Source organism: Sphingomonas sp., assembly GCF_013812825.1.
GTDB lineage: Bacteria > Pseudomonadota > Alphaproteobacteria > Sphingomonadales > Sphingomonadaceae > Sphingomicrobium.
Window position 1 is genome coordinate 1 of record NZ_JACCSU010000039.1, and the last position, 24114, is coordinate 24114.

The 24114-nt window shown below is 62.2% G+C and carries 30 protein-coding genes; 17 read left to right on the plus strand and 13 right to left on the minus strand.

From position 1 onward, the window contains the following. Positions 1 to 249: 249 nt before the first annotated feature. A complete protein-coding gene (locus tag H0T81_RS04985) occupies positions 250 to 450 on the plus strand; it encodes a hypothetical protein (RefSeq protein WP_294010486.1) in 201 nt (66 codons plus the stop codon). Positions 451 to 896: 446 nt separating this feature from the next. Here the strand turns inward: H0T81_RS04985 and H0T81_RS04990 are convergent, their stop codons facing one another. The 6 genes from H0T81_RS04990 to H0T81_RS05015 form a co-directional block, all read right to left on the minus strand. After that, positions 897 to 2066 carry a site-specific integrase gene (locus H0T81_RS04990; protein WP_294010488.1) on the minus strand — a complete coding sequence of 390 codons (1170 nt, stop codon included), beginning with the start codon at positions 2064 to 2066 and terminating at the stop codon, positions 897 to 899. Positions 2067 to 2202: 136 nt separating this feature from the next. Beyond that, entirely contained in the window at positions 2203 to 2628 is a 426-nt protein-coding gene (locus H0T81_RS04995; protein WP_294010489.1) for an Arm DNA-binding domain-containing protein, read from the minus strand. A gap of 275 nt (positions 2629 to 2903) precedes the next feature. Beyond that, positions 2904 to 4493, minus strand: coding sequence for a VapE domain-containing protein (locus tag H0T81_RS05000; RefSeq protein WP_294010491.1), 1590 nt, complete (start codon positions 4491 to 4493; stop codon positions 2904 to 2906). Between the two features lie 237 nt (positions 4494 to 4730). Then, on the minus strand, positions 4731 to 5366 hold the full coding sequence (locus tag H0T81_RS05005) for a DUF4230 domain-containing protein (protein ID WP_294010492.1): 636 nt from the start codon (positions 5364 to 5366) through the stop codon (positions 4731 to 4733). Then, positions 5353 to 5772 carry a hypothetical protein gene (locus H0T81_RS05010; RefSeq protein WP_294010493.1) on the minus strand — a complete coding sequence of 140 codons (420 nt, stop codon included), beginning with the start codon at positions 5770 to 5772 and terminating at the stop codon, positions 5353 to 5355. Before H0T81_RS05010 ends, H0T81_RS05005 begins: the two co-directional genes overlap by 14 nt. A gap of 65 nt (positions 5773 to 5837) precedes the next feature. Next, positions 5838 to 6230, minus strand: coding sequence for a hypothetical protein (locus H0T81_RS05015; RefSeq protein WP_294010495.1), 393 nt, complete (start codon positions 6228 to 6230; stop codon positions 5838 to 5840). A 141-nt stretch (positions 6231 to 6371) separates the two neighbouring features. Here H0T81_RS05015 and H0T81_RS05020 point away from each other — a divergent pair, with 141 nt between their 5' ends. After that, positions 6372 to 6686 (plus strand): hypothetical protein, encoded by a 315-nt coding sequence (locus H0T81_RS05020; RefSeq protein ID WP_294010496.1) that lies wholly within the window; start codon positions 6372 to 6374, stop codon positions 6684 to 6686. Positions 6687 to 6780: 94 nt separating this feature from the next. On the opposite strand, the gene H0T81_RS05025 is transcribed toward H0T81_RS05020, so the two are convergent. Together H0T81_RS05025 and H0T81_RS05030 are read right to left on the minus strand one after the other, a co-directional pair. After that, on the minus strand, positions 6781 to 7266 hold the full coding sequence (locus tag H0T81_RS05025) for a restriction endonuclease (protein WP_294010498.1): 486 nt from the start codon (positions 7264 to 7266) through the stop codon (positions 6781 to 6783). Between the two features lie 155 nt (positions 7267 to 7421). Then, the gene (locus H0T81_RS05030; RefSeq protein WP_294010499.1) at positions 7422 to 7826 is read right to left on the minus strand and encodes a MerR family transcriptional regulator; all 405 of its coding nucleotides are present in this window, start codon (positions 7824 to 7826) and stop codon (positions 7422 to 7424) included. Between the two features lie 56 nt (positions 7827 to 7882). Here H0T81_RS05030 and H0T81_RS05035 point away from each other — a divergent pair, with 56 nt between their 5' ends. From H0T81_RS05035 to H0T81_RS05080, 11 genes are all read left to right on the plus strand, one after another. After that, positions 7883 to 8653 (plus strand): glutaredoxin family protein, encoded by a 771-nt coding sequence (locus H0T81_RS05035; protein WP_294010522.1) that lies wholly within the window; start codon positions 7883 to 7885, stop codon positions 8651 to 8653. A 58-nt stretch (positions 8654 to 8711) separates the two neighbouring features. Continuing rightward, entirely contained in the window at positions 8712 to 9062 is a 351-nt protein-coding gene (locus H0T81_RS05040; protein WP_294010500.1) for a hypothetical protein, read from the plus strand. Positions 9063 to 9098: 36 nt separating this feature from the next. After that, the gene (locus tag H0T81_RS05045) at positions 9099 to 9362 is read left to right on the plus strand and encodes a hypothetical protein (RefSeq protein ID WP_294010501.1); all 264 of its coding nucleotides are present in this window, start codon (positions 9099 to 9101) and stop codon (positions 9360 to 9362) included. Between the two features lie 72 nt (positions 9363 to 9434). Beyond that, positions 9435 to 11300 (plus strand): copper resistance system multicopper oxidase, encoded by a 1866-nt coding sequence (locus H0T81_RS05050; protein WP_294010502.1) that lies wholly within the window; start codon positions 9435 to 9437, stop codon positions 11298 to 11300. 500 nt (positions 11301 to 11800) lie between these two features. Next, entirely contained in the window at positions 11801 to 12472 is a 672-nt protein-coding gene (locus tag H0T81_RS05055; protein ID WP_294010503.1) for a copper resistance protein B, read from the plus strand. Next, positions 12463 to 13152 (plus strand): DUF2231 domain-containing protein, encoded by a 690-nt coding sequence (locus H0T81_RS05060; RefSeq protein ID WP_294010504.1) that lies wholly within the window; start codon positions 12463 to 12465, stop codon positions 13150 to 13152. Before H0T81_RS05055 ends, H0T81_RS05060 begins: the two co-directional genes overlap by 10 nt. Positions 13153 to 13166: 14 nt before the next feature. Continuing rightward, positions 13167 to 13940, plus strand: a complete 774-nt coding sequence (locus H0T81_RS05065; RefSeq protein WP_294010505.1) for a DUF4198 domain-containing protein — start codon at positions 13167 to 13169, stop codon at positions 13938 to 13940. Between the two features lie 39 nt (positions 13941 to 13979). Then, positions 13980 to 14561, plus strand: a complete 582-nt coding sequence (locus tag H0T81_RS05070; RefSeq protein WP_294010506.1) for a DUF305 domain-containing protein — start codon at positions 13980 to 13982, stop codon at positions 14559 to 14561. A 57-nt stretch (positions 14562 to 14618) separates the two neighbouring features. Next, the gene (locus H0T81_RS12760; RefSeq protein ID WP_366474090.1) at positions 14619 to 15011 is read left to right on the plus strand and encodes a copper resistance protein CopC; all 393 of its coding nucleotides are present in this window, start codon (positions 14619 to 14621) and stop codon (positions 15009 to 15011) included. Between the two features lie 69 nt (positions 15012 to 15080). Continuing rightward, positions 15081 to 15779 (plus strand): PepSY domain-containing protein, encoded by a 699-nt coding sequence (locus H0T81_RS05075; protein WP_294010507.1) that lies wholly within the window; start codon positions 15081 to 15083, stop codon positions 15777 to 15779. Next, the gene (locus H0T81_RS05080; RefSeq protein WP_294010508.1) at positions 15776 to 16528 is read left to right on the plus strand and encodes a PepSY domain-containing protein; all 753 of its coding nucleotides are present in this window, start codon (positions 15776 to 15778) and stop codon (positions 16526 to 16528) included. Before H0T81_RS05075 ends, H0T81_RS05080 begins: the two co-directional genes overlap by 4 nt. Before the next feature lie 166 nt (positions 16529 to 16694). On the opposite strand, the gene H0T81_RS05085 is transcribed toward H0T81_RS05080, so the two are convergent. Further along, complete coding sequence (locus H0T81_RS05085) at positions 16695 to 17093, minus strand: DUF4345 domain-containing protein (protein ID WP_294010510.1); 399 nt, start codon at positions 17091 to 17093, stop codon at positions 16695 to 16697. Between the two features lie 281 nt (positions 17094 to 17374). Between H0T81_RS05085 and H0T81_RS05090 the strand changes: the two genes are divergently transcribed. From H0T81_RS05090 to H0T81_RS05100, 3 genes are all read left to right on the plus strand, one after another. Further along, positions 17375 to 17836, plus strand: a complete 462-nt coding sequence (locus tag H0T81_RS05090) for a hypothetical protein (protein WP_294010511.1) — start codon at positions 17375 to 17377, stop codon at positions 17834 to 17836. 570 nt (positions 17837 to 18406) lie between these two features. Then, positions 18407 to 18739, plus strand: a complete 333-nt coding sequence (locus H0T81_RS05095; protein WP_294010524.1) for a DUF1153 domain-containing protein — start codon at positions 18407 to 18409, stop codon at positions 18737 to 18739. A 732-nt stretch (positions 18740 to 19471) separates the two neighbouring features. Further along, the gene (locus tag H0T81_RS05100) at positions 19472 to 19684 is read left to right on the plus strand and encodes a cold-shock protein (protein ID WP_294010513.1); all 213 of its coding nucleotides are present in this window, start codon (positions 19472 to 19474) and stop codon (positions 19682 to 19684) included. A gap of 143 nt (positions 19685 to 19827) precedes the next feature. Here the strand turns inward: H0T81_RS05100 and H0T81_RS05105 are convergent, their stop codons facing one another. Next, the gene (locus H0T81_RS05105; protein WP_294010515.1) at positions 19828 to 20082 is read right to left on the minus strand and encodes an SWIB/MDM2 domain-containing protein; all 255 of its coding nucleotides are present in this window, start codon (positions 20080 to 20082) and stop codon (positions 19828 to 19830) included. Between the two features lie 95 nt (positions 20083 to 20177). After that, complete coding sequence (locus H0T81_RS05110; protein WP_294010517.1) at positions 20178 to 21251, minus strand: histidine kinase dimerization/phosphoacceptor domain -containing protein; 1074 nt, start codon at positions 21249 to 21251, stop codon at positions 20178 to 20180. Between the two features lie 90 nt (positions 21252 to 21341). Here H0T81_RS05110 and H0T81_RS05115 point away from each other — a divergent pair, with 90 nt between their 5' ends. After that, positions 21342 to 21683 (plus strand): HNH endonuclease, encoded by a 342-nt coding sequence (locus H0T81_RS05115; RefSeq protein WP_294010518.1) that lies wholly within the window; start codon positions 21342 to 21344, stop codon positions 21681 to 21683. A 427-nt stretch (positions 21684 to 22110) separates the two neighbouring features. Here H0T81_RS05115 and H0T81_RS05120 read toward each other — a convergent pair whose 3' ends face one another. Both H0T81_RS05120 and H0T81_RS05125 read right to left on the minus strand, forming a co-directional pair. Then, complete coding sequence (locus H0T81_RS05120; RefSeq protein ID WP_294010525.1) at positions 22111 to 23310, minus strand: pyrophosphate--fructose-6-phosphate 1-phosphotransferase; 1200 nt, start codon at positions 23308 to 23310, stop codon at positions 22111 to 22113. Positions 23311 to 23866: 556 nt separating this feature from the next. Beyond that, the coding region (locus H0T81_RS05125) for a hypothetical protein (RefSeq protein ID WP_294010520.1) at positions 23867 to 24114 on the minus strand (248 nt) is incomplete at its 5' end.

Here is a 24114-nt window from a genome sequence, read left to right on the forward strand (position 1 = left end):
GGCCGGGACGCGGCGGGGCCCGGCGGGGTCCCTGCATTGCGCCAAACGCGTCCCCGCCGAAGCCGCGGCGGCAGGTGCGGGCAAAAGGGCGGCCGTAAGGCGCCCGGAGCCGAGCTCGGATGCTGAACAAATATGGCACCGGACCGGCCAAAGGGTCTAACTGTCGTTACGCACCGTCAATTCCGACAACATGTCGACCTTGAAAGCGTTTTGCACTTTGCGGGAATGTACCCGCGACAGGAGGCTAAAATGGTCTTTGATAAGACCGATACCAAGCTCAGCAATTTCATCAACGAGGCGTCACCTCAAGATCTCTCCGCAATTGCTTCGCAGCTGTTCAGCCGGGTCGGAAGCCTAGACCAGCGTGAGCAGGAGCGCTTCATCCAGGATGTCCAGCGCGACCCGCAGGCAAAGCGCGTCTTTGAGAAGATGCAGAGTTTCACGAGCTAGACTTAATCGCCTGATCCCATAGCGCGGGCTGGGAAACTGGCCCGCGCTTTTTTGTTACCCGGCGCCCGGCCGAAGGGAGCGCCGAGGCGCCAAGCTGGGTCGGGCGCCAGTAAACCATGAGAGCCGGTCGCCCGAGCAGGACCGCGTCACCCCCCAGTCGATCTATGCAAGCAATCCCCGCAATCCCACCCGACCAGAGCTCTGGTTAAAAGCGAATAGGGCATTCGGCCAAATAGATCGCCCGGCCCAATAATATGCAGATCAGGAACTCTGGGGCGCTTGGTTCGCTTCGTGCTTGTTGTCGCCGCAGTCCCTTTGCAGCTCGCGTAGACGGTCGAAGAGGGCTTCCGATGAGTTGGTCATTTGTTCTTTCCTTTGCTGGCGAAAAAAAAAGAGGTCCCGAAAAGACCCCGGACGCACGAGGCGCCCGGGGGTAAGTTGTGGTTTCACCGCTGCGGGGTGCTGCCGCCCATTCCCGCGGCCCCCGCCTCGACCGCGGCGAGCAGCGTGTCGTTGGCGAGGTGGCTGTAGCGCATGGTCGACTGGTGGTCGGCGTGACCCAAGATGCGACCGACGGTGAACAGGTCAATCTTGGCATTGATCATGAACGACGCCGCCGAGTGGCGAAGGTCGTGGATGCGAACGTCCGCCATGCACGCGTCCACCCGCGCAGTGTCCCACGCCCTCTTGATGTCCCGGAAGGGCAGACCGGTTTCCAGGTTCGGCAGAAGGTAGGGACAGCCCGGCAGCCGAGGCAGGGAGTGGATGACCTCGATCGCCGCCTGCGACAGCGGCACGTGCCTCGCCTTGCCCGTCTTCGACATTGGAACGAGCCACGAACGCCGGTCGAGGTCGACGTGCTGCCACTCGGCCTGGAGCAGCTCGGACTTGCGCGCGCCCGTCAGCAGCAAGAGCTGGATGATGGGCTTGAGCTGGGGCTGGCCTGATCGCTCTGCGGCTCGCAGCAACCGGGCGGCCTCGGCGGCCGTCAGATAGCGGTTGCGGGCGTTCGAGAACTTCCGGCGCGGCAGGCCCCGAACCGGGTTGCGGTCGCCCCCCGGGATGGACCACTGCCGCGCCAGCTCGAACGACCGGCCGAAGACGGCGCGGATCTTCTCGACCGTGGCCGGCTTGAGCCCCTCGTCGGCTTTCTCGGCGAGCCATTTGGCCACTTCCTGTGGGGTGATCTCGTTCAGCCGCATCCGCCCAAACCTGGGGAGCAGGTGCTTCGTGATGATGCCGGCAACGCTCCACCAGCTCCTCTGGTAGGTCTTGGCGTGGGCGATGTGCTGCTCGGCGAGCAAAACGTATACTGGAACCGCCCGCTTCTCGGTTTTGGCGGCCAGTGGATCGCCGCCGAGAACGACCTCGGACCGCAGGCGACGGGCGGCCTTGCGGGCCTGTTCGACACTGATCTCCGGGAAACCGCCGAGTTTGATTTGCCGCTGCTTGCCGCTGCCGTCCTGGTATCGGAGGTAGAACGTTGCGCCGCCGGAGGAGCGCTTCTCGAACACCAGCCCGATGGGATCGCCGATGTTCCAGTAGTCCGTTTTGAGCTTGCCCGGCTGGCAAGTGGCCGCGAGGCAGAATGCGTGGTCGAGCTTAACCTTCGGCATGGAATTTTCTCCTTAAAGTTTGTTGACTCCCGGGCGCGCCGACGCGATCGGAAACGGTCAAATGTGTGTGACCCAGCAGGACTGTGGGTGGACGGCCGCGCAAACGACCGCCCTTCCCCCTGCTGTTTGTGTTTAGCTAGCTCGCGATCACCTCCTTGACGCTCACGGAGATGCATCCCGCCGGCCAGTCGATCGCATCGGCAATTTCTAACTGGGCCCGTTCCACAACGGCCTGCTGGGATGGGGTCAGGGAGCTGCCCGGACTTGGCTTTTTGAGTAAGAAGAGAAGATCGCCCTCGTCGATGCGTTCAAGCCTCTCGACCTCGCGCCGCGCAACCTTCGCGGAGACGTTAGGGTAGCAGCCGATTTTGTGCCGCCGCTGATTGCCGTCTTCGTCCCGGTAAGGGAATGCGAACGTCTTGCGGCCGCTGGAGCGGACTTCGAGGATTAACTCGGAATCCGTATCCGGATAATCGACTTTCCTCTTGTTGGATGGGCAGTCCGCTTGTGCGACAAACTCTTCGGTGATGAACGTGTACGGCATCATGGGAACTTTGGGCATGGGGATAATCCTTCATTGCTTTGCGAGGCGGCGCTAAGACCCGGCCACCTCTTGGGTTGCTGTTCGATGTTTCGATGGTCGCGACTTGGCGCGCGCCCTTGAGTGGCAGTCAGGCGCTGGCAAAGCCGATGCGTTTCTTGGGGTTGCCGCTCGCCGGTGGAGGGATGGGGCAGCGACCGCGGCAAAATTCGCGGCGACCGCCGGACCGACCGGCGCCGGTGCGGGCCGTTTAGGAAGTTGGCCACTTTTGCTGCCCCTCCCTCCCCCGACCGGCGCTAATCGAACGACCGCCGACGCTGCGTCGACGCCTCCTCTCCATCGTCGTTCGCTTCCTGGTCCGACGGGTCGTCAGCTTCTCGGAGCGATGGGTCGTCGGCTTCGTCGCCCGAAGCTTCCTCTTCGTCTTCCCTTGTCGCGACGCGCCACTTGTTGAGGCCGTTGATCCGCTTGGGCGGGCCCAGGTGCTCGCGGAGAAAGGCACCGCACTCGCGGCATTGGGCGTTCGTGGGCTTGTCGATGCCGATCAAACCGAGCAGCTCGATCGGCGTCACGGCCGGCATTCGCGACCCGCGTTTCTCGGACAGGTCGAGGTGAGCCATCAGCAGTTCGGCCACGACGCTGAGGGTTCGGTGACCCTGGTTCTGGTCGTCCAGCAGTCCGTCTTCTTCCTTGGTCAGCCACCACTCGGCGCCCGCGCGATATTCCACCGCTAGCTGAGCAAAGATCTGCTGCATGTCGATGCCGTGTTGGTAGTTGATGTCGACAAGCGGGATCACCCAAAAACGCGAGTTCCCAGTTTCATCGACGAGGAAGTCGTGCCGGTTCACCGTGGCCGCAAACACTGTCCTGCGGGGGTATTCCGCAGGTAAGCGATCGTATGGCCTTCTGATCTTGTCGAAGTTACTGGTCAGCACTCCTTTGATCCGCGCCACATTCTTCTTGAACGAGCTGTCGAGCTCGCCCAGCTCGCAGATCCAGTGGGCGACCGCCCCCAGAATGCTGTCCTTGTTGTAAGCGTCCAGGTGGTGATCCAGCTTGACGACCGCGTCGCGAAGCGCCGGATCCGACACGAGCGAGGCGACCCACTGGGTCTTGCCGAGATTCTGTGGCCCCTGCAGGGTGAGTACGCCTCGGCATCTGAAACCCGAAGGCTTCAGCGCCGCGGCCGTGGCGCTGAGCAGCCATTTTCGCACAAGGATGCGCTTTAGTACGGCCGGGTAATCCGGTGCCTCGGTTAGGGTGGCAAAGAGGTCCGGCAGCCGATCCACCCCGTCCCAGGGCGCGCTGTCGATCCACTCTGCGACCGGGTTGTAAGCATTTTCGTCGGCGAGGACCTCGATGAAGTTGCCCACTAATCCCGTCGGCAAACCTGTCTCGGCGACAAGGCTGATAACGTGCGCGAGTGACACATTATCGAGGTTCTCTTCGGTGCCTCGATGCGTCGGCATCCGTATCTCGGCCTTTTTCTTGATCACATTGTAACGGGCGACGATCCCGGCCGAGGCCAGCAGATGCCTGAGATTGGCGATCGTCATCGGCGGCACGTTGCCCGCCTGCGGCTGATCAGGAAAAGACCGCCACTCTAAGCGACCCATTCTGATCGCCCGACCGGGGCCGTTCTCGAGCGCCTCGCCAGGGGTAGGGTGGGACTGCTCGGTTTGGACAACCGCCTGGCTGGCTGGCCTTCTATCATTAGGCCATTTGATCCGAATACCGGCAGGTTTGATGCTCGGGCGGGACGAATGCGGCGACCGATCGCCGCCCTCGCCTGCATTGTCTTCTTCCCCGGCGTTATCACGGGCGCGGGGGTCTTCAATTGTCGTCGGTACCTTGGATTCCTTTTGGGTAGTTACGTCAAGCTTCAATACAGCCTCCATACGTCCACAACTGGACGCATGAAATTATACTTCGTTTTCAAGAGTTTGCAAGTAACGCGCAAATCACGGATTGGCATAACTCTTGCCTTACTTGCGGAATTACTTCTAGATCATTCTTTACACGTTTCCTACGCAAAGTACTTAAACTAGCTTGTCTTTCTAATTAGCTTGGGGAGAGCCTCCCGCAGCATGTCAGAAAACAAGCTGCCGCTCGCTCGTCCCCGTTTACGGGCGGAAAGTAGCGACCACCCGCACATCCGCCCGGCCGCCGACGCGCAACGCCATCCCAATTTGCCGCCGGACGTTATCCCTCGCCTGTCGCTTCGCCACCTGCACAAGCGCTTCGCCCTGCGCCTGCTTCAGGAACGCGCGGCGGGCGGTTGCATAGTTGAGCTTGCTCAGCGCATCGACTTCCGACTGGTCGAACGTGATCAGCCCGCCGTTGATCGTCCGCGCACCCTCCGGCTCGAAGGCGACGTCACCCATCGTCAGCGGCGGCATGCTGACGGTGACGACCGCGGCTCGCGCATCGAAGCTTACGTCGTCCTGATCCAAATCCGACATGTCGACGTAATAGCCGACCTGGGCGGGCACGATCAGATCCTGCCGCCCGTCGAGGAACAGGAAGCCGTCGCGCTCCACCGACACTGCCGCGACGCCTTTGTACGAGTAGACCAGCAGCCTGTTCTCGGCACGCAAGCTCTCGACCGCCGCAGACAGCACGCGCCTGGTGTCGGTGGTGAAGAATCCACTGTGCTCGACCTCCGTCTCGAGGAGCTCGCGCGGCGCGAGACTCCAGCCGACGATGCCGGCCGCGAGGTGTGTGCCCGCGAGCAGGTGCCATGTCTTAAGTTGTGCCATCGTCAGTCTCCACCTGCGCAGAATAGGCGCGGCACAGGGACAGCAGCTCGGGGTCCGTGCCATCGGCGTCCTGGACGAACATCACGCAGGCCCAGCCGTCGTTTCCGATGCAGAAGGTCAGCTCGGTCCAGCCGCCGTGGCGCTCCAGCCAGTCGTGGTGCGGGTGGAACTGGGGCGAGCCGAACCGGGCGCCGTCGAGGGGGTTGACCAGGGGCGAGAAACCGACCGCCTCGACGATCGCCCTCTCGCTGTCGTGCGGACCGACGATCAACAGGTATGTCAGGTCGAGTAGGTCGGTCGCCGCCCACTCGTGGACGCGGTCGGCGAGCAGCCTCCTGAGGGCCGGATCGACGGGCGCGCTCGTTGGTGCCGCGGCGATGGCCGCAGCGGTGTAGTAAGACAACATGGTGCGTTCCTTTCGGGCATGAAAAAGGCCGCTCGCGGCGGCCGGGTCAGGGATGGGTTGGAAGATCAGGCGTGCTGGGGCGCGTACGTGGCGCAGAACTCGAGGAAGTTCCGGTGTATGCCGGCCGCCTTCTCGACGATCACCACGTGGGTGAAGTCGGCCGTGAACTCGAACGTGAGCTCGTAGGCGAATCCGTGGTCCTCGATGACGTCGAAGCCGGGGCTGTAGTCCGGGTCGCCGTGCCAGGTGCCGTCGCCGGGATTCTGGAAGACGCTGAAACCGAGGGCATCCTCCACCCATGACGGCGGATCGCGGGGCTGGACGACGACGAACCGGGCCGCGCCGGCGAGCTCGCCGCCGAGCTGGTCGCGCCTGGTGGCGAGGAGGCCCTTCAGTCGGCCGTCGATGGGCAGGGTCAGGGCGCGCGCTAGGGCGGCCCCGCTGGATAGCGAGAGCATCTCATTTCTCCGTGGTGTGGGGGGCCGCCGCCGAGGGCGGGAAGCTCGGGCGAGCTCCATATAAGATGCTGCTTTTTGCGCGCCGCGGACCGATGACGGCGTCTTACGTTTCGCCTAGAGCGGAGCCGAAAGGGGTCCAAGATGGCCGGGATGCGGGAAATGGCGCTGGGGATTGCGCTGACACTGCGTGGTGGCACCGCCCCCAACCCCTTGCCGATCGAATTCTGGGGCTACGCGCCGGCGGACGCGGCTCAGCTGTTGAAGTACGTCATCGACGAGTGTGCGGACGCACAAATTGCCTTAGACGAAGTCCGAACGGACCCTGTGGTCGTCCACGAGCTGACCGGCAGCAAGACGGAGTTCGGCGTCGCCCATCGCGACGTGACGATCGCCGCCGACAGCCGATGCGTCGGTCGCATGGACTTGTACCGCGCTGATCTAGGAGCCGTGCGCTGAACGTCTGTCCGCCATGCACGCCTCGCGACCCGTAATTTGAGCGGCGAGCGGCTAAGGGGTCCCCAACAATCTAGGGGTCAATCTACCTGCAGCCCTATTCCTCGCTAAAGAAATCTTCATCGAGCTTCTTGATCGCGATGGCCCGGTCCAGTCGGACGCCCACGTCGTGCTCGACCATCAGCTCGGTCAATCTTTGTCCGTCGATTAGGATCACTCTTTGCGGAAGGTGCTTCGCGTATGCCACGGCGTTGGCACTGAACGACGACGTGGTCACGAATACACCTTTGGTGGCACCGAATCCCACCAAGCTCCCAACAAACCCTTGAATTTCGCTCCGGCCCACGCCGACGTGCGCCGCATACCGCTTTGCCTGAATATAAATTCGATCCAGCCCAAGCCGGTCCTCGTCGATGACGCCATCGACGCCGCCGTCCCCGCTTTTTCCTAAACGCTGTGCCGCGTTCTCGTGCGAGCCGCCGTATCCCATCGCGACCAGGAGATCGACGATAACACGCTCGAAAAAGGTCGGGCTGTTGTCCAGGATTCGTTGCAGGAGATCGGCTCGAAGCGCGGACTGCAAAACATTTTGTGCTGCCTCGATTTGCTCTTCAGGAGTAGCTTGCTCGCGACCGAGCTGAAATCGCGGACCGAGCCAAAGCGGGTCCCTTTCGCCCTCCCGCCTGTTGTTGAGTCGGACCGATCATAGCTTCCGTACCACGGTACGGAGCCAACAGGTCAAACGCCGAAGGAATTGATTATCGGGCAGGCGCCGGATGATCCTGCGCCGCATTCCTTGGCAAGCCGTTGAAGGGCGTCCCGAGCTCGCTTCAGCTCGGCAATCTTTTCGTCGAGCGCCTTGACCCGCGCGCGTGCCAGCTCCCGGGCGCGGGGCCTGTCATCAGTGGCGTCAAGCTCCAGCAGCTCTCTGATTTGCTCAAGGGTGAAACCCGCCGACTGTGCCTGGCGTATGAAGCGCAAGCGACGGACATCCTCTGACCCATAGCGGCGGAATCCGCCGTCGCGCGTTGGCTGCTCCAACAACTTCTTGCGCTGATAGAAACGGATCGTCTCGACGCCGACGCCGCCAGCCGCGGCAAGCTTTCCGATGGTCAACGAATTTAGACCTTGACTCTGTACCATAGTACAGAACCTATATGAGGACCGACAAGTTTTCAAGGAGCTTCAAAATGTCGGACATGGCCAGCCACCCAACCGCCTCGAAGAAGGCTGTCATCCACCGCATGGTGATGGCGAATCATACGTGCCCTTACGGCATCAAGGCCAAGGCCCTTCTGAAGCGCGCCGGCTACGAGGTGGAAGACCACCATCTTACGAGTCGCGAGCAGACGGATGCTTTCAAGGCTGAGCATGGCGTCGCAACGACCCCGCAGATATTCATCGGCGGCGAGCGCGTCGGCGGCTATGACGACCTCCGCCGCTTCCTTGGTAAGCGCGTCGCCGATCCCAAGGCCACAAGCTACCGCCCGGTTATAGCGCTGTTCTCGATGACCGCTCTCTTGGCCGTGGCGGCCAGCTATGCCGTCACTGGAGACATTCTGACGGTCCGTGCGGCTGAGTGGTTCATTGGCTTCTCGATGGTCGTCCTGGCGCTCTTAAAGCTCCAGAACATCGAGACGTTCTCGACCATGTTCCTCAACTACGATCTGCTCGCCAAGCGCTGGGTGCCCTACAGTTACATCTATCCGCTCGCGGAGGGAGCTGCAGGTGTCCTGATGGTTGCGGGAGCGCTCACTTGGCTGTCAGTTCCGATTGCGCTGATCATCGGTACGATCGGGGCCGTTTCGGTCTTCAAGGCGGTCTACATCGACAAGCGCGAACTGAAATGCGCATGCGTAGGTGGCTCCAGCAATGTGCCGCTTGGCTTCGTTTCACTCACTGAAAATCTGATGATGGTAGGGATGGCAATCTGGATGGCCACCGCCTCCATCAGCATGGCCGGCATGTGAGGGCGCAGAGTGTCACTCGGAACACTTAACCCAGGCAGCATGTTGAACCGCGGAGCCGATGAGCGCATATTCTCAACAGATGAGCATTCGTAAGCTCTTTGCGATCTTGGTCGCCGTTGCGGTGCTCTTTGCCCCAGGCCTGACGAGTGCCAGCTCGGCATATGCCGCAGTGCCCAATCATCATGCGCAGATGATCGACAAGGGTCACTGCGATCCAGCAATGGATCTGAACCAGGATGACCCGGCCGTGATGACGTGCTGCGTCGCTGTGTGCATGGCTGTTGCGGTTACCCCTTCGGCCTTGCCAACGGCCAAGCCGCTGCTCGGCAGCGTGCCTGTGGCCGGTTTGCAGGAGTTTCAGACGGGCATTCCTCCAGAGATTGCCACTCCCCCTCCACGAGCTGCGTGAAATCGAGACCATTCATTCGATTTCACGGAGTTAGACATGAACAAGATTGTGACAGCGATCGCGCTTGCGGTTGCACTTCCAAGCGTTGCCAACGCCCAAGTTCCTCAAGCGCCCGCCAAGGGTGCTCAGATGAAAGAGATGTGCGCCTGCTGTGAGGGCATGGCCGGCATGTCCGGCAGCAGCCGCGGGTCCTCGTCAAAGGCGCATCAAGGGATGGGTGCCGGGCACGCGGGCCACAACATGTCGCAGCAGGGCGGCAAGGCCCCTGCTGCCGACGCGCACCAAAACCAAAAGCGCTAAGCAAGTCTGAAGGCCGGCGAGGGGCTTCAACCGCTCGCCTGCGTCACCGCTGGTGTCTCATCAGGAGCTATCATGTATAAAGACTTCGCTTTGAAGCGGCGCGATTTTCTGCGCGCTGCGGCGATCGGCGGTGCCGGCGCAGCTATGACCGGGCTCAAGCCCGCCTGGGCGCAGACGGTGAGCCATGGCTCCGCCGGAAAGGGCTTTACGCCCCTGACTGGCAACAACATCAATCTTGCGGTGGCAAGGACCGCGTTCAACGTGAACGGGCGAGCCGGCCACGCAATCGCCATCAACGGAACCATCCCCGCCCCATTGATCCGCCTTCGTGAAGGGGAGCGAGTCCGTATCGCCGTTCAGAACCATTTGGACGAGGACACCTCTATTCACTGGCACGGCCTCATCCTGCCGTTTCAGATGGACGGTGTGCCAGGGGTCAGCTTCCCCGGCATCAAGGCTCACTCCACCTTCACTTATGAGTTTCCGCTGAAGCAGGCCGGCACCTACTGGTACCACAGCCACAGCGGGCTCCAGGAGCAGATCGGCCATTACGGACCGCTGATCATTGATCCGGCCGGATCGGACCCGATCACATCCGACCGCGAGCATGTGATCGTGCTGTCCGATTGGAGCTTCATGCACCCGCACACGATTTTCACCCGCCTGAAGCAGGAGGGCGGCTTCTTCAATCGCCAGAAGTTGACGCTCATGGACCGGCTGAGCGGCAAGGTCGACCCGATGACGCCGGAAGAGCGGGACATGTTCGCCCGCATGAGGATGGACCCGACCGACATCTCCGACGTGACCGAGGCCGCCTACAAGTTCCTGATCAACGGACACAGCCCGCAGGAGAATTGGACGGGGATATTTCGGCCGGGCGAACGGGTGCGCCTAAGGATCATCAATGCGGCGGCCCAGACCACCTTCAACCTGCGCATCCCAGGGCTGCCGATGACGGTCGTCGCGACAGACGGGATCGAGGTCCGGCCGGTCGAGATCGACGAGTTCCAGATCGGCAACGCCGAGACCTATGACGTGATCGTCCAGCCGCAGGACCGCGCTTACAGCTTCGTTGCCGAGACGATCGATCGCTCAGGAATGGGCGTCGCGACCCTCGCGCCGCGGGCCGGAATGCGCGCGGCAGTTCCACCGCTTCGGGAACGGCCGACCCTCGGCATGAAGGACATGGGCATGGGCCACTCGAGCGGCGGCGACGCCGGCGCAATGCCGGGCGGTTCAATGGACCGTTCCGCCCACGGGGGAGGGGCTGCGCCAGCGGCCGCCAGCGCCGGGCCGCCAATGGACCATTCCGCTCACGGGGGAGCAGCCGCGCCAGCAGCCGCGACGGGTGCGCCTTCAGCCCCGGCAATGGACCATGGCAACATGGACATGCGCGACAAGTCCAAGGTCGACTTCCCGGTCGGCGTCGGCGTCGACATGATTGCACCGATGCCTATGGATCGGGTCGGCGATCCCGGCATTGGGCTGGACGATGTCAGCCATCGCGTTCTGACCTACCGCGACCTCGTCTCGCTGAAGCCCCGCACCGACCAGCGGGCGCCGACGCGGATGATCGAGATCCACCTGACCGGCAACATGGAACGGTTCATGTGGTCGATGGACGGGCAGCAGCTCTCCGAGAACCCGGAGCCCTATCGGTTCGCGCGCAAGGAGCGGGTGCGGATGCGGCTGATCAACGACACGATGATGACGCACCCGATGCACCTGCACGGGCATTTCTGGGAGATCGTCAATGGCCATGGGTCGCACCAGCCGCTGAAGCATACGGTGAGGGTGCTACCCGGCGGGTTCATCGACCTCGACCTTACCGCTGATGCGCCTGGCGACTGGGCGTTCCACTGCCACCTCCTCTATCACATGCACGCAGGGATGATGCGGATCGTGACGGTCCGGCCGCTCGAGGGCGAGGCGGCATGAAGACGATCCTTGCCTTCCTGCTCGCTGGGGCAGCGACGCCGGCGCTTGCACAGCAAAGCGGCCAGCCCGCGCCAGCCGCTCCGTCAAGCAGCGCAACCTGCACACCGGAACATGCGGCCGCGGGTCATTGCACCCTGCCAGCTCCGGCACCGCAGAAGCCCGCCCCAGCACCGCCGGCAAGCGGCGCCACCTGCACGCCGGAGCACGCGGCCGCAGGTCATTGCACGCTTCCCGCTCCTGCTCCGCAGGCGGCCCCCACAGCTCCACCAAGCAGCACCATCTGCACCCCCGAGCATGCTGCGATGGGGCACTGCACCTTGCCGGCGCCGGCGCCGCAGCCGCCAGCGACTCCACCGAGCAGCGCCACCTGCCTCCCGGAGCACGCCGCAATGGGCCATTGCACCCCCGCTGCGGCAGCAACACCTCCTGTTCTGCCACCTCCGCCAGCTGCTTTGTCCGGACCCGAGCACGCGGCGGATGGCGTCTACGGCACCCCCTCAATGGCCGAAGCCCGGGAGGACCTCCGCCGCGAGCATGGCGCTCTGCCGGCATACAAAGTCTTCTTCGATCGCATCGAAACACGCGTTCGCGACGGCAGCGACTCTTATGTGGTCGAGGGCGAAGCCTGGTACGGCGGGGACATCGACAAGCTGTGGGTCAAAACAGAGCTGGAAGGCGAATGGGGCGAAGGAGTCGAGGGTGCCGAGCTCCAGGGCCTGTGGAGCCATGCCATCGATCCCTGGTTCGATGTGCAGGCGGGCGTCCGCTACGACCCGAGGAAGGGGCCCGACCGAGCGCATCTGGTGCTCGGAATCCAAGGCCTCGCTCCCTATTGGTGGGAGGTCGACGGAGCGGTCTTCCTGTCGAACAAGGGAGAAGTCACAGCACGCGCCGAGGCGGAGTATGACCTGCGGATCACGCAGAAGCTGATCCTGCAGCCTCGCGCCGAGGTGGATCTCTCGCTGCAGGATATACCCGAGCTCCACATAGGAGCCGGCCTGACCAGTGCCGCCATCGGGGCCCGGCTGCGTTATCAGGTGACGCCGCTTGTCGCCCCCTATGTCGGTGTCGAATACGAGCGGGCATTTGGCGACACCCGCCGTTTCCTCCGGGAGGAGGGGGAAAGTGCTGGTGGCTTCAACCTGCTGGCGGGAGTGCGGGTATGGTTTTGACCATTCCCACGCATCGCTTCACACCCCTGATGCGCCTGCTCCTAGTCGTAGCGGTGCTTCTTATTGCGGGCCTGTCTCTTTCGCCGCCGGCGCAAGCCCACGAGCAGCATCGAAAGCAGCAGCAACTTGCTGCGCAGCAGGCCGCCGCCGCGAAACAGCGGCAAGCCGCAGCAGCGGGCGAGATGACCGCCGATCAGATGCACGAAACTATGGGCGAGATGATGATGGAGCCGGCCAAAGACCGATCCCAGATGTCACTTGCCGAGCGGGTGCTTGACTGGCTTGGGCGCTTCCATCCGATCATCGTCCATTTCCCGATCGCCTTTTTCCCAGCGGCGCTGTTCACGGCCATTGTCGGGCGCAGGCGCCCGGCCTTCTCCGCGCCTGTTCAGTTCCTCGTTGTCGCTGGCGGCATAATCGCACCGCTCTCGGCCCTCCTGGGCTGGTTCAACGGCGGCTGGGTTCTCTCGGATGCGGACCCGCTGCTTGCTGTTCACCGTTGGTTGGGGACCGGAATCGGCTTAGGCGGCCTGTTGCTCGGCATCTGGGCATGGCGGCGTCCGTGGGAGGACCGCGGCGCAGGAATGATCGTGGCGCTCACGGTGATGACGATCGCCATCGCAGTGCAGGGCTGGTTCGGCGGAGCGCTAGTCCATGGCGCCGAGCATCTCAACTGGTGAGGAGGGAAGAGGAAATGAGGAGAAGGCTTTTCATCCGAGCGAGCGTGGCCACGGCGCTTGTCTGGGCCTCGGCTGCCGCCGCACACGACTTCTTCCTTTTGCCCCAGCAATTCACCACGGCTCGCGCAGGGAGTGTCCCCTTCCAGGCTACTGTCGGCTCGAGCTTTCCGACGCCCGAAAATGTTGTCACCACCGACCGGCTGGAACGCGTCCACGCCGTCGGTCCGGGCAATCCTGTCGTTGGGATCGTCGGGGTCGGGGCCAAGGCGCTGAACCTCCAGCTGCTCAGCGCCCGCAGAGGCCTCAGCGCGGTGGGCGTGACCACGAGGCCGCGCGACGTCGAATATGGAGAGGATCGCATTCCCTTGATCCTCGGCGAGTATCGAGTCCTGCCGAAGGCAGCCGCGGCCGTCGAAGCGCTGCCGCGCCCCCGCACCTGGAAAGTCTCGTCACGCCGCTTTGCCAAGACCTTCGTCTGCGTTGCGACCTGCGGCGACCGATCGGCGGCCGAACGCTCGTTCGGAGCGCATCTCGAGTTCGTCGGCCGCCGCTCGTCGGCCGGCCACTTCCGGCTCCTCGCGCGTGGCAAGCCGCTCGCCAACTACCCCGTTGACGTCGTCGGGGCCGACGGCAAGCGCCGGCATCTCAAGACCGATGGACGCGGTGACATCCACCTCCCCGGGAAAGCCCGGGGAATGACCATGCTGTTCGCAGCGAAGCTCGAGCCGCCCGTGGGCGCCGGACGGTTCACTCTGGACCTCACCTCGCTGACCTTCAGCAGGACCTAATTTGAGCGGGGGCTCGAACAAACCATGAAGGAGGAGACGATGAGAAAGACACTTCTGATGAGCGCCGCCAGTGCGATGGCGCTGCTGATCGCCGCCTGCGGCACCAATGAAGAAGCCGCCCAGAACGAAACGGTAGCGGCCAACGACATGAATACGGCGATGGCTGACCCGAACAATCCGTTCGCCCAGGTTGAAGGGCAGATGCACCAGGCAATGATGGCTGCCGTCGGAGCCGACCCCTCCGAGACCTGGATCCGCAAAATGATCGAGCATCATAGAGGCGCAGTCGCAATGTCCGACGTCGTTCTCGCGCGAAATCCCACCCCGGAGGTGCGAGCCATGGCCGAGAAGACGAAAACCGATCAGACAAAGGAGATCGGCGTGCTTGAGGCGATGCTGAGGCCGGACGAAACAACCGCGGCAACTCCTGCCACCGAAGCACCCGCGGCGCAGACTGCACCACGACCCGCAGCGGAGTCGCGCCCGAGGACAGCCGAGACAAACACGACGAAGCCTGCATCGAAGCCTGCGCCGAAGCCTGCACCGAAACCTACGCCTGCACCGGAGTCTAACTCTACTGCGACATGCACAGCTGAGCACCGGGCGTTGGGGCACTGCTGATCAGCAGGCTATGATGTGCACAACATGGGATTGGGACAGGGCGAAGGAGACTAGCGGATGAAAACGTCCAACGTGCGCGCCTCGGCGCCGATCGCTGCCTTCGCCCTGCTCCTCGGCTGTGCCCAACCGGCCCCGCCGGCCGCATCTGAACCACTGGCAAGGCCTGGGGCCGCAACGTCAAACCTCGCTTGGTCGAAACCGGCTGGTGGGTCCACCGTGGGCGGGCCCGTCAACGAGCTCGTCTTCCACTTTTCCCCGCCCGCACGGCTGGGCGAAGTGATTGTCACAGGGCCGGATGGAACGATGCCGATGATGGTTACAGCGGTGGGGGAGGTCGAGCATTACTCCCTCCCCGTTTCCGGGCTCGAGTCCGGCCGGTACGCTGTCGCCTGGAAAGCCACTGCGGGCGGCGTTGCCTACACCGGTAGCTTCGTTTTCCAAGTCAGATGATCTTCGTCGCCTCGGGGCCGCTCACCGGCCGCAACATGTCCGCATAAGCCACTAGGAGCCCGCGCCGAAATGCGAACCCGAGTCATAGCCCGCAAAACACACAAGTGGCTGGGCTTACTCGTGGGGCTGCAGGTGGTGATCTGGTCGCTCACTGGCCTCTATATGACGGCCATCCACCTCGACATCATCCACGGCGATCATCTCATACGTGAGGCGCACCCGAAACCCGCGGATGTTTCGCAACTCCGTGATCCGGTCGCTGTCGCGGCCAATTATGGCGGAGAGGGCGCCCGTCTCACCTGGGTTCGAAACCGGCCCGCCTATATTGTCACGACTCCAACGGGCGAGAAGGTTGTGGATGCCGTCAGTGGCAGGCCAGTAGCGCCGGCGAACGAAGCTGAGATCCGCTCGAATGCGGAGTCCACCTACACCGGCAACAAAGCGATTGCGTCGGTCGCGCTGATCACCGAGATCCCGGGCGAAATTCGCGGGCGCACGCCGCCGCTCTGGCGCGTCGAATTCGATCACTGGAACAAACCGACGCTCTATTTTTTGCCGACCACCGGCGAGCTCGTTACCCGACGGCACGAGCTCTGGCGCATCTTCGATTTCTTCTGGATGCTACACGTTATGGGCTACGAGGATCGCGACAACGTCAACAACCCGCTGATTCGCGTTTTCACCTGGGGAGCCCTGCTGGTGGTGCTCTCCGGCGCCTGGCTGCTCCTCTACTCTTTCCACAGAAAGAAGAAGGCGGCGCGCGCGTGAAGATCAAATCGATCTGGCTGCGCCGAATTCATAAATGGGTCGGCCTTGTCATCGGCCTGCAGTTCCTGCTCTGGGCGATCAGCGGCACGGCGATGGCCTTACTTGATATGGACGAAGTCGCGGGAGGCCCGAGGGCCGAAAGTCCGATCCCGCCGCTTCCGACTGGAACCACAGCTTGGCCCCGCGTCCAGCAGGCTCTGAGCGGCCAATCAGTCACCGGCTTGAGGCTCGGCAATATGCCGCAAGGGACGGTCTACCAGGCCACAACCACGCAAGGCGTGCAACTGTTCAGTGCCGCCGACGGCAGGCCCCTCGTGATCGATCAGACGACCGCAGCGGCAGTCGCGCGCACCGCCCATCCCGACAGCGCGGCGATCAAATCAGTTATGCCGCTTACGCAGCTGTCGTTTGCCGTGCGGGAGCATGAGCTGCCTATCTGGAAGATCGATTTCGAGGACGAGCGCAACAGCAGTTACTACGTCTCGGGCTCAACCGGCGAGCTCCTCCAGCGGCGCAACGACACCTGGCGCTGGTGGGACTTCTTCTGGATGCTCCACATCATGGATTATTCTGAGCGGACCAGCTTCAATCATCCGCTGATCATTACTGTCGGCTTCGCAATGGTTTGGCTTGCGGTCACTGGCTTCTGGCTTCTCTTCCGCACTATGTGGCGGCACGACTTCGCTTGGGCGCGGCGGCGGCTCGCGGCGGCCCAGAAATCAGGGGAGCCGGGTGGTGCGCATGGCTGAGCTGACACCTTACCCAGTAATGCCTCGCTGGGTGAAGCTGTTCGGGATCATTGCGGGCGCATCTTCCGGTCCTCGATGAAAGCGCAATCTGAGGCAGCATTCTCGCTAAGCGTTCAACGGCTGCATGTGGTGGTGACGCCGCCTGCTGGCGGAGAAACCTTGAAAGCTAGGACCTGAATGCGAGCGCGACTCTCCTCTGCCAAACGAACAGCAGCGGGACCACCACGAGCTCCATGCCGAAAGCGAGAACATAGGGTGTGCCCGGCATGCCGAAGACCATGAGTGCGCAAAGCCGCGCCAAGCCACCGACAACTACCGTGAAGGAGAGGACCATGAAGAGCTCTGACCTCCGCTCGATCGTTGGAACGGACACGGCAAAGCCGATCCCCAGCCCGAGTAGGAGCCCTGACAGATAACGAAAATGACTCTCCAGATCGGGAACAGCGCCCGCGCTTTCGATCATGGAGATCCCCTGCACCACGCCGGCGGTGCCCGCGCACAAAGGAACTAGGCACGCGAGCGCCACTGCCAGCTGAAGGAGGCGCCGTTCTTTTTGTTTGTCCATGACACCGCAATAGCGGCGAACAGGCGGCCTGTCCGCAAGGCGTCGTCGTCAAACTTCGGGTCAAGAGCGCATTGGCCCGGGCGGACTAAGGCGAACATGCCTTTCCCGAGCAGCCGCGGCATGGGAGCCCCGCTAGCCGTGAGCAGTTGGAAGAGGTGTGCATAGAGGAATACCAAGTCCACCCCACGAGCTTTTGGATTTATCTGAGCTACTCACCTATCCTCTCGAAGTTAGCGCCTGGGATTTATTCGCTTGCGGGCGCCGAGGTGGCGCCAGGGTCAGTGGAAGCACTCCAAGCCAAGATCAGCGCGGATCGTTCGTCTCCTGAGTACGGCTGGACTACCGACGGTAAGCTTTGGTGCGTGACTGCACTAGACAGAATTAGCGCGCATAACGGGACAATGCGCTTGCCTTCCTACGTCGCGGAAATGACTCGTGGTGAGTGGCGAGCGACAGTTCCGGGGCGATTGGCGGCTGGTCCCGTAACAGTAGACGGAACGTTCGCTAAGGGTTTGCAAACCGCGTTTTCTCTCACGTCCGCGCAAAATGGGGATCAGGTGCGCCTCGCTTTTGATGTGCGTGCCCGGATGCTCGACATCAGTGTTGGGGGATTTGAGCTGACGGACTCACATGCGGTGCCCGGGGCGTACGAGGACGATATTGACGAAAGCAACGAAGAATCTGAAGACGGAGATGAAGACTTATTGCAGCCGCCGCGCTCCGCCGACGCGTCCACGCCATGAAACCCAATCACTAGGTCGCTCCCGTAAGGCTTAAGAGCATTTCTAACGCCGGTAAGACCAGAATTCCCAGACATAGCCATTGCCCATAAGGCGTAAACTTAAGCTCGAAGCTCGATGACCTCCCTGACCAGCATGAACCGAGACAGGCGGCCGGAGTGTGAAGCCTATGGAACCCAAGAGTTTAGGCGACGCCTTAGCACGCCGGCGAAGCGGTCACCCATCAACCTCCCACCCCGAGCCGAGGGGTGCTCGCCGATCATTTGCGGCCGGAAGCGCCTTTGGCTTTTGAGCATTATGGAAACCCACCCATCAGACACCCATCGGCGGCCGTGCCAAATGTCCCCTTTGGGTCGAAAGCAGACACTGGCTTATGTCTTCTTTGGGCGGAAAGCGGACATTCCGACTGCGCGTTAACCATGCTCAGAAACTCCGCGGTGTCATTCAAGGGGTAAGCAGTGGCCAACCCGATCCCTGGAGCTTGTAATGCGTAGCCAATCCTACTCCGATGAAGCCAGACATTGCCGTGATCTGGCCGACGAGTTCGTGGATCGCTCGGAAAGGCCCTTCCTCTTGAGGGTTGCGGAAGCTTTCGATGAACTAGCTGGACGAAAAAATTATCAGTCGGAGAGAGTCATTGGGCCGCTTGGCGAGTCTCTAACGCTCGAAAATCTCCCAGCAACGAACACGTCCCGCTGGACCCCGCTCCGCAAAGCCGAAGTAGTAGCGGCCGTCGAAGGAGGACTCCTCAGCGTCGAGGAGGCGTGCCGGCGGTATTCGCTCAGCATAGAAGAGTTCACCCGTTGGCAAAGTGCGATCAACAGCCGTGGAGTGCGCGGGCTGCGGGTCACGCGGATCCAAGAGTACCGCGGCTTCCACAAGGAGCATCCAGCGCAATCGCGTTAGTGCGGGTGGGTACCCCCGCGCCCCAGATGCTTTTGCCGAGCAAAGATCGTGATTTGTCGAAAGTGTGACTGGAGCACGTACGCGATCCACAGACACATCGTGATTGCCAGCGCTACCCAGGTACCGAAGCCTTCTGGAAACGCTGCAGCTTCCCCAGCGATGAGAATGCTGAACAGCAGCACAAAGATGAGTGCGCACCTGATTAGCGCTGCCCGCGGATCGTAAGCCTGCGAGTGGACTAGTTTCCCGTCCAGGCCATAGTACTGCCCGCCCACCTTTGCCGCCCCGAACCACGCACCGCCCTCGTAGATGAGCGGCACGCAGAGAGTTAGCAGTACGCGTGCGAGGAGTTCACCGCCGCGCAACTGCCAAGCCGCAAGACCGAGGAGAAGGAGTCCCACTCCGGAGACAAGCGGCAACCATGGCGAGCGCGGCGATAACATTGGCCAGGTTTGTCGCACTCGCCGAATGTCCGCAATGGGTCGAAAGCGGACATTGCCTAACGAGCGCCAATATCCCCCCGCACCAAGACGGCCCAGTGTGGGTGCAAAGCGGGGTGAGTGGAGGTCGGGCGTCGAGCGTCGGCTGCAACGTTACTCGCGGCGAGCGGTTATAGAGTTGCTACCAGTCGCAATCGACGGTCTTGGGCGCTCAGTCGCACCTTCCTCCTATCTTTGACGTCTCCTAGCAGACGGGTGCCGATTCCGGCGCCTGGAAACAAAGGAACTCAGCATGAAATATTTTGGCACCGTCAATTCGTTCGACGTCGACCAGGGCCGCGGCTCGATCAAGCCGGAAGCCGGCGGCGACAATCTCGCCTTCGAGAGGAGCGCCTTTTCGTGGGACATCAAGGCCAACCCGCCGACGACCGGGCAGCGCCTGTCCTATGACGTCGGCACCGGCAGCGACAGCAAGCCCTGCGCGCTGAATCTCCAGAAGATCTAACCTACTGAACTAAGCGAATGGGGCGGGAGTCAGACCTCCCGCCCCTTTTGCGTTCGAGCGGCCTGGCGTCGGGCCAATCCAGCACTCGAGCTAATGTCCGCTTTGGGTCGAAAGCGGACATTGGATTGGCAGTGGCTCCTACCTCAGCTCAGGTGTTTCGAGAGATGCTTGTTCATCTCAAACATGGTCACTCGATCTTTACCGAACACCGGGCGAAGCTTGTCGTCCGCTATAATCTCGCGCGTGTTCTTGGGATTCTGAAGATTGTTCTTCTTGATGTGATTCCAGATTTTGCGGACGACCTCGGTCCGCGGCAGCGGAGCGTCGCCGGTGATGGCTGCCAGCTCGCGGGATGGCTTCACCGGCTTCATGAACGCGTTCTGTCGTGCTTTTGCCATGTCGGACCTCCTTGCTGGCTGTCGAGCTCACTTTGCACGCGCTTCTAGCGTCTGCAAAGGGTGGAAAGCGGACACTAGGAGGCTTCCTCCATCCGTCACGCAGCGCGAGGCAGCCGGGATTCGAAAGTCGCCCTGGTAACTGCCATGGCCAAGCCCTTGGCCGATGAGATTTCCGAGACCTGTGCCTGCAACTGCTTCGCCAGGGCGGTTACGAGCGCGGTGCCCAATCCAGTGGATGCCTCCGCACCAGTGAGTGCACGCCGCCCAGTCCCGTTGTCGGCCACGGTAAGTTTCCAATCAGATTTGGCCATCTCAAAAGTAACGCTGATGCGCGCGGTTGAACGCCGAACCGGGAAAGCATATTTGACCGCGTTAATGATTAACTCCGTGACGATCAGACCGATGCTTACCGCGTGACTGGTGGGCAGCACACCTGAGTCTGCGGTGACCGTAATCTCGATGTCTTGTTTGGGATCGATCATCGATGACGCGAGACCGGAGCTCAGTTTCGTAAGGTAGGGGCCGATTTCGATCTCTTCGATGCCTTCAGAGGCATGAAGATAACTCTGCACTGCTGCCACGGACATCACCCGTTGGTGAGCTGCGCGAAGCTCAGCTTTCGTTTCCTCGGACGTCACTGCACCGGCTTTTAACAGCAGGATGCTCGCGATGATTTGTAGGCTGTTTGCAATGCGGTGGCGCATTTCGCGCAGCAAGGTCTTTTGCTCTTCCAGCAGCTCCTCGGTGTGCTCCAGGAGTTGCTGCTTCTCCTGCTCGGCGACCCTTCGTCCCGTAATGTCCTTGATTGCGACTAGGACCATCCGACCTGATACGCCCTCATCCCGAATCGGGAGAGCGTTCAGATGAAAGGTGCGCTTGCCAACATTAGCGAGGTCCCGCTCAAACTCGAAGTCGTCGACCGTGGTATGATCTGCAACGACTGCAGCTAGCAGCTGACGCAGGCCCGGAATGTCCCACTGTCCCCCCGAGAGCGCAAACAGGGAGCACCCGTGAGCGCAGTTCGGGTCATCACCGAAGACCTCGTAGAAGCAACGGCTGCCAGCCAAGATTTGAAGTGATTCATCGAGGACAAGGAACGGTTCAGGCAGAGTGTCCACAATGGCCAGCGCAAGCGCTTGCGCCTCGGCCATATCGCGAAATTGTTTCATGGGTGTGCTCCATAGGGCGGGAGCGTCGCACGACTCTCGGCCACCGGCGCGCCTGATCATGGCCGGTGATGGGGCGGTTATACGCCTCCAGTGAAAAATAGCGAGCCCGTCCTAACCCAAGTGACAAATCGCAGGGGAATCTTCGAGTACGTTTTAGGCGGTTCGGCCGACACGAAGCTGCTGAACATTCGAGTGTTCGAAGAAAAGGTGAAGAAGGCGACGTACGCGAAGCAGACCCAGGCTGCGGAGGCGAAGGGCGAGTCCAACTGCCCGCTTTGTGCAATCGGCCACGGTGCGAACAAGAGCAGAATCTATGCGCTCAACGAAATGGATGCCGATCACGTTTCCGCGTGGAGCAAGGCGGGCGAAAGTTCGGCCAAGAACTGCCAGATGCTCTGCGTCACGCACAATCGGGCAAAAGGCAATCGCTAGTTGCTTCGCCTTGGTGCCTTAGCACATCCTGGCACGGCTTGCTGCCAAACTAGCCCCAAGCCTTACCCAATCCGCGGTTCTAGATTCTGCGCATTGAGAAGGATCGCAGTTGTCTGGCCTCTTAAAGGGCCGATGCCGCTTAGGTGACTCGAACACCTGACCCCATCATTACGAAGGCAGCGGTAGCGTTTAGAAAAAGCCTTACGGGTCAATGGCTTGGTGCCCGCGTGTGGTTATCGCACTGCCCCTTCCCAAGCACCACCCAAACGCGGCGGAGGCACGTTTTCAGACTTTTCTGAGCTGACGCGCTTTAGCTCAGTCGCGGCGCGCGATGCGACCTCCTCCCGACCCACTGGTGCCGGTGACTCTCTAATGTCTGCTTCGGGTGGGAAGCGGACATTTGCCCCAATCCCCCCAACCCTGTTCGTCAGGCCTGGCCCAGGTCGCGCAGCAAGTCGGTAAACCAGGGCACGAAGACGTCGAACGCCTTGCCGCCCGCGATCCGCTCGAACTCAATCGTCCGCAGGTCGCCGCCCCGCTCCTCATCATGGCCCACCACCCCGGATGCGCCCCGGAGCGCCGCGTCCACGGCGTAGGCCGTGCACTCCCGGATCAGCGCGAGGTCGGCGGCGTTTGCGGCGGCCGAGCGCGAGAAATAGCCGCTCTTCTGGACTAGCACCTTTTGGGCGCCGAGCTCGGCGGCGAACAACTTGGCGAACCACTGGCCCGGGTTGATCTTGTCGAGCTGTACGTGACCGAACGGATCGCGCGGCACATCCTCGCCCGCCACCTCCATCGCGGCCACGATCTCACTGATGCCTGCGCCTTCAGAAATGAAGAGGTTGACCCCGTCTTGTTCGTCCATGGTCGTCCGCAGCCGCCTGGCCTCGTTGGCGATGTCGAACGGCCGCTCCGGCACGAAGACGGCATGGACGTCCCAGCGCGCGCCGGAATTATACAGCCACTCGGCGAACGGCGCGCCGCGGACCCATTGGTGATGCGCGAGTGCGGTGGCCGCGGTGAGCCAGCCGCTGTAGCGGCCCATCACTTCGTGGACGACGAGCATCCGCGGGTTCGCTGAATGCTCGGCAATAACGTTGCGGGCGTAGAGGGCGCCCTGCTCGGCGGCGGTCCACGCACCGAGCGACTGCCGGATCGGCACCACGTCATTGTCAATAGTCTTCGCAAGTCCGACCACGGTGAACGAAAAGCCGTTGCCGCGCAGGTAGGTCACAAGCTCGGCGGCGTTGAGATTTGTGTCGTCGCCGCCGATCGTGTGAAGGACGTCGACACCGTCTCGGCGCAGCTGCTCAGCAGCCACATGCAGCGGGTCGCGGCCAGGCGGGACGAGGCCACGCCGGACGCAGTCGTCTACGTTGGTGAGCCTCACCCGGCTGTTGCCGATCGGGCTGCCGCCGAATGCGTGCAGCCGCCCCGCGGCCGCGCGCACCGCGTCGGTCACTTCCACGCTATCACCGGTGAGCAAGCCCGCGTAGCCGTTGCGGTAGGCGATGATCCGCACGTCCGGCGCCACCTCGGTGTATCGCTCGATCAGCCCGCCGACTGCGGAGGAAAGGCAAGGCGCGAGGCCGCCCGCGGTGAGCATGGCGATTGTAGTGACAGGCATGCGTCCCCTGTGCCAACTCGTCACCGTCGCGGCCAGACCTATCTATTCGGCAGGTCACGGTCGGCGTGACGCCCCTCCTCCACGTCGGTGCGGGCCTCCACGTCACTCTCGAAACCACCGTTCGCTCTCGCAACCGCCGGCCACGACCCGCTTCGCCGACAGGCCGCAACCTAGTGATGCATACGAACACGCAGCGGTGAATCTTGCTCGATATTCTCGCTGGCGCTGTAGGTGGGGTCTGCGGCGTGCTGTTGTTCGGCGGCGGCTCGCTCACTGAAGGAGGTCTCGTAGAGAGGATACTCTCCGCGATTTTGGGCAGCGCGTTTCTGGTTTCAATGTTCCCGAACTCGACGAACACCCACATCAGGCCAAGACCTAACGCGAGGGTGCCACTGCTGACGATCGCGTCACGCACGAGAAGCTTGGCGGCGTTGCGTGATGCAAGTCGAGTGAGCAGGCTGGGCATCAGGAGGGCCTAAAGGTCGGGTTCGGTGTCAGTCGTTGTTTCCTGACGAACTACTACCACCACGGCCTCTCAACATCACGAGGAGAGCATTCAAATCCGGTCGCGCAGGCCGCTCACTCCTTCGGCTTCCGAGCAGTGACTGCAGCAGAAGAACGTGCCGCTTCGCTCAAGGCCGTGGCCGACGATGCGTGTGCCGCAATGGGCGCACACCGGGGCGAGCGCGCTTATGGCGCATTCGAAACTGTCGAACACATGCTTCTCCCCATGCATCAAGACGTCAAACGTCTTGTCGTAGTCGTTCCCGCAAGTTTCGCAGATCGGCATGATCATCACCTCAA

What these genes read in the sequence shown, in the direction of transcription:
- H0T81_RS05005 (WP_294010492.1), bottom strand. Translation starts at nt 5,366, where the DNA reads ATGGCACAACTTAAGACATGGCACCTGCTCGCGGGCACACACCTCGCG.
- H0T81_RS05105 (WP_294010515.1), bottom strand. Translation starts at nt 20,082, where the DNA reads ATGGCAAAAGCACGACAGAACGCGTTCATGAAGCCGGTGAAGCCATCC.
- H0T81_RS05050 (WP_294010502.1), top strand. Translation starts at nt 9,435, where the DNA reads ATGTATAAAGACTTCGCTTTGAAGCGGCGCGATTTTCTGCGCGCTGCG.
- H0T81_RS05110 (WP_294010517.1), bottom strand. Translation starts at nt 21,251, where the DNA reads ATGAAACAATTTCGCGATATGGCCGAGGCGCAAGCGCTTGCGCTGGCC.
- H0T81_RS05070 (WP_294010506.1), top strand. Translation starts at nt 13,980, where the DNA reads ATGAGAAAGACACTTCTGATGAGCGCCGCCAGTGCGATGGCGCTGCTG.
- H0T81_RS04985 (WP_294010486.1), top strand. Translation starts at nt 250, where the DNA reads ATGGTCTTTGATAAGACCGATACCAAGCTCAGCAATTTCATCAACGAG.
- H0T81_RS12760 (WP_366474090.1), top strand. Translation starts at nt 14,619, where the DNA reads ATGAAAACGTCCAACGTGCGCGCCTCGGCGCCGATCGCTGCCTTCGCC.
- H0T81_RS05010 (WP_294010493.1), bottom strand. Translation starts at nt 5,772, where the DNA reads ATGTTGTCTTACTACACCGCTGCGGCCATCGCCGCGGCACCAACGAGC.
- H0T81_RS05055 (WP_294010503.1), top strand. Translation starts at nt 11,801, where the DNA reads ATGGCCGAAGCCCGGGAGGACCTCCGCCGCGAGCATGGCGCTCTGCCG.
- H0T81_RS05020 (WP_294010496.1), top strand. Translation starts at nt 6,372, where the DNA reads ATGGCCGGGATGCGGGAAATGGCGCTGGGGATTGCGCTGACACTGCGT.
- H0T81_RS05065 (WP_294010505.1), top strand. Translation starts at nt 13,167, where the DNA reads ATGAGGAGAAGGCTTTTCATCCGAGCGAGCGTGGCCACGGCGCTTGTC.
- H0T81_RS04990 (WP_294010488.1), bottom strand. Translation starts at nt 2,066, where the DNA reads ATGCCGAAGGTTAAGCTCGACCACGCATTCTGCCTCGCGGCCACTTGC.
- H0T81_RS05100 (WP_294010513.1), top strand. Translation starts at nt 19,472, where the DNA reads ATGAAATATTTTGGCACCGTCAATTCGTTCGACGTCGACCAGGGCCGC.
- H0T81_RS05075 (WP_294010507.1), top strand. Translation starts at nt 15,081, where the DNA reads ATGCGAACCCGAGTCATAGCCCGCAAAACACACAAGTGGCTGGGCTTA.
- H0T81_RS05035 (WP_294010522.1), top strand. Translation starts at nt 7,883, where the DNA reads ATGGCCAGCCACCCAACCGCCTCGAAGAAGGCTGTCATCCACCGCATG.
- H0T81_RS05060 (WP_294010504.1), top strand. Translation starts at nt 12,463, where the DNA reads ATGGTTTTGACCATTCCCACGCATCGCTTCACACCCCTGATGCGCCTG.
- H0T81_RS05015 (WP_294010495.1), bottom strand. Translation starts at nt 6,230, where the DNA reads ATGCTCTCGCTATCCAGCGGGGCCGCCCTAGCGCGCGCCCTGACCCTG.
- H0T81_RS05045 (WP_294010501.1), top strand. Translation starts at nt 9,099, where the DNA reads ATGAACAAGATTGTGACAGCGATCGCGCTTGCGGTTGCACTTCCAAGC.
- H0T81_RS05120 (WP_294010525.1), bottom strand. Translation starts at nt 23,310, where the DNA reads ATGCCTGTCACTACAATCGCCATGCTCACCGCGGGCGGCCTCGCGCCT.
- H0T81_RS05030 (WP_294010499.1), bottom strand. Translation starts at nt 7,826, where the DNA reads ATGGTACAGAGTCAAGGTCTAAATTCGTTGACCATCGGAAAGCTTGCC.
- H0T81_RS04995 (WP_294010489.1), bottom strand. Translation starts at nt 2,628, where the DNA reads ATGCCCAAAGTTCCCATGATGCCGTACACGTTCATCACCGAAGAGTTT.
- H0T81_RS05040 (WP_294010500.1), top strand. Translation starts at nt 8,712, where the DNA reads ATGAGCGCATATTCTCAACAGATGAGCATTCGTAAGCTCTTTGCGATC.
- H0T81_RS05085 (WP_294010510.1), bottom strand. Translation starts at nt 17,093, where the DNA reads ATGGACAAACAAAAAGAACGGCGCCTCCTTCAGCTGGCAGTGGCGCTC.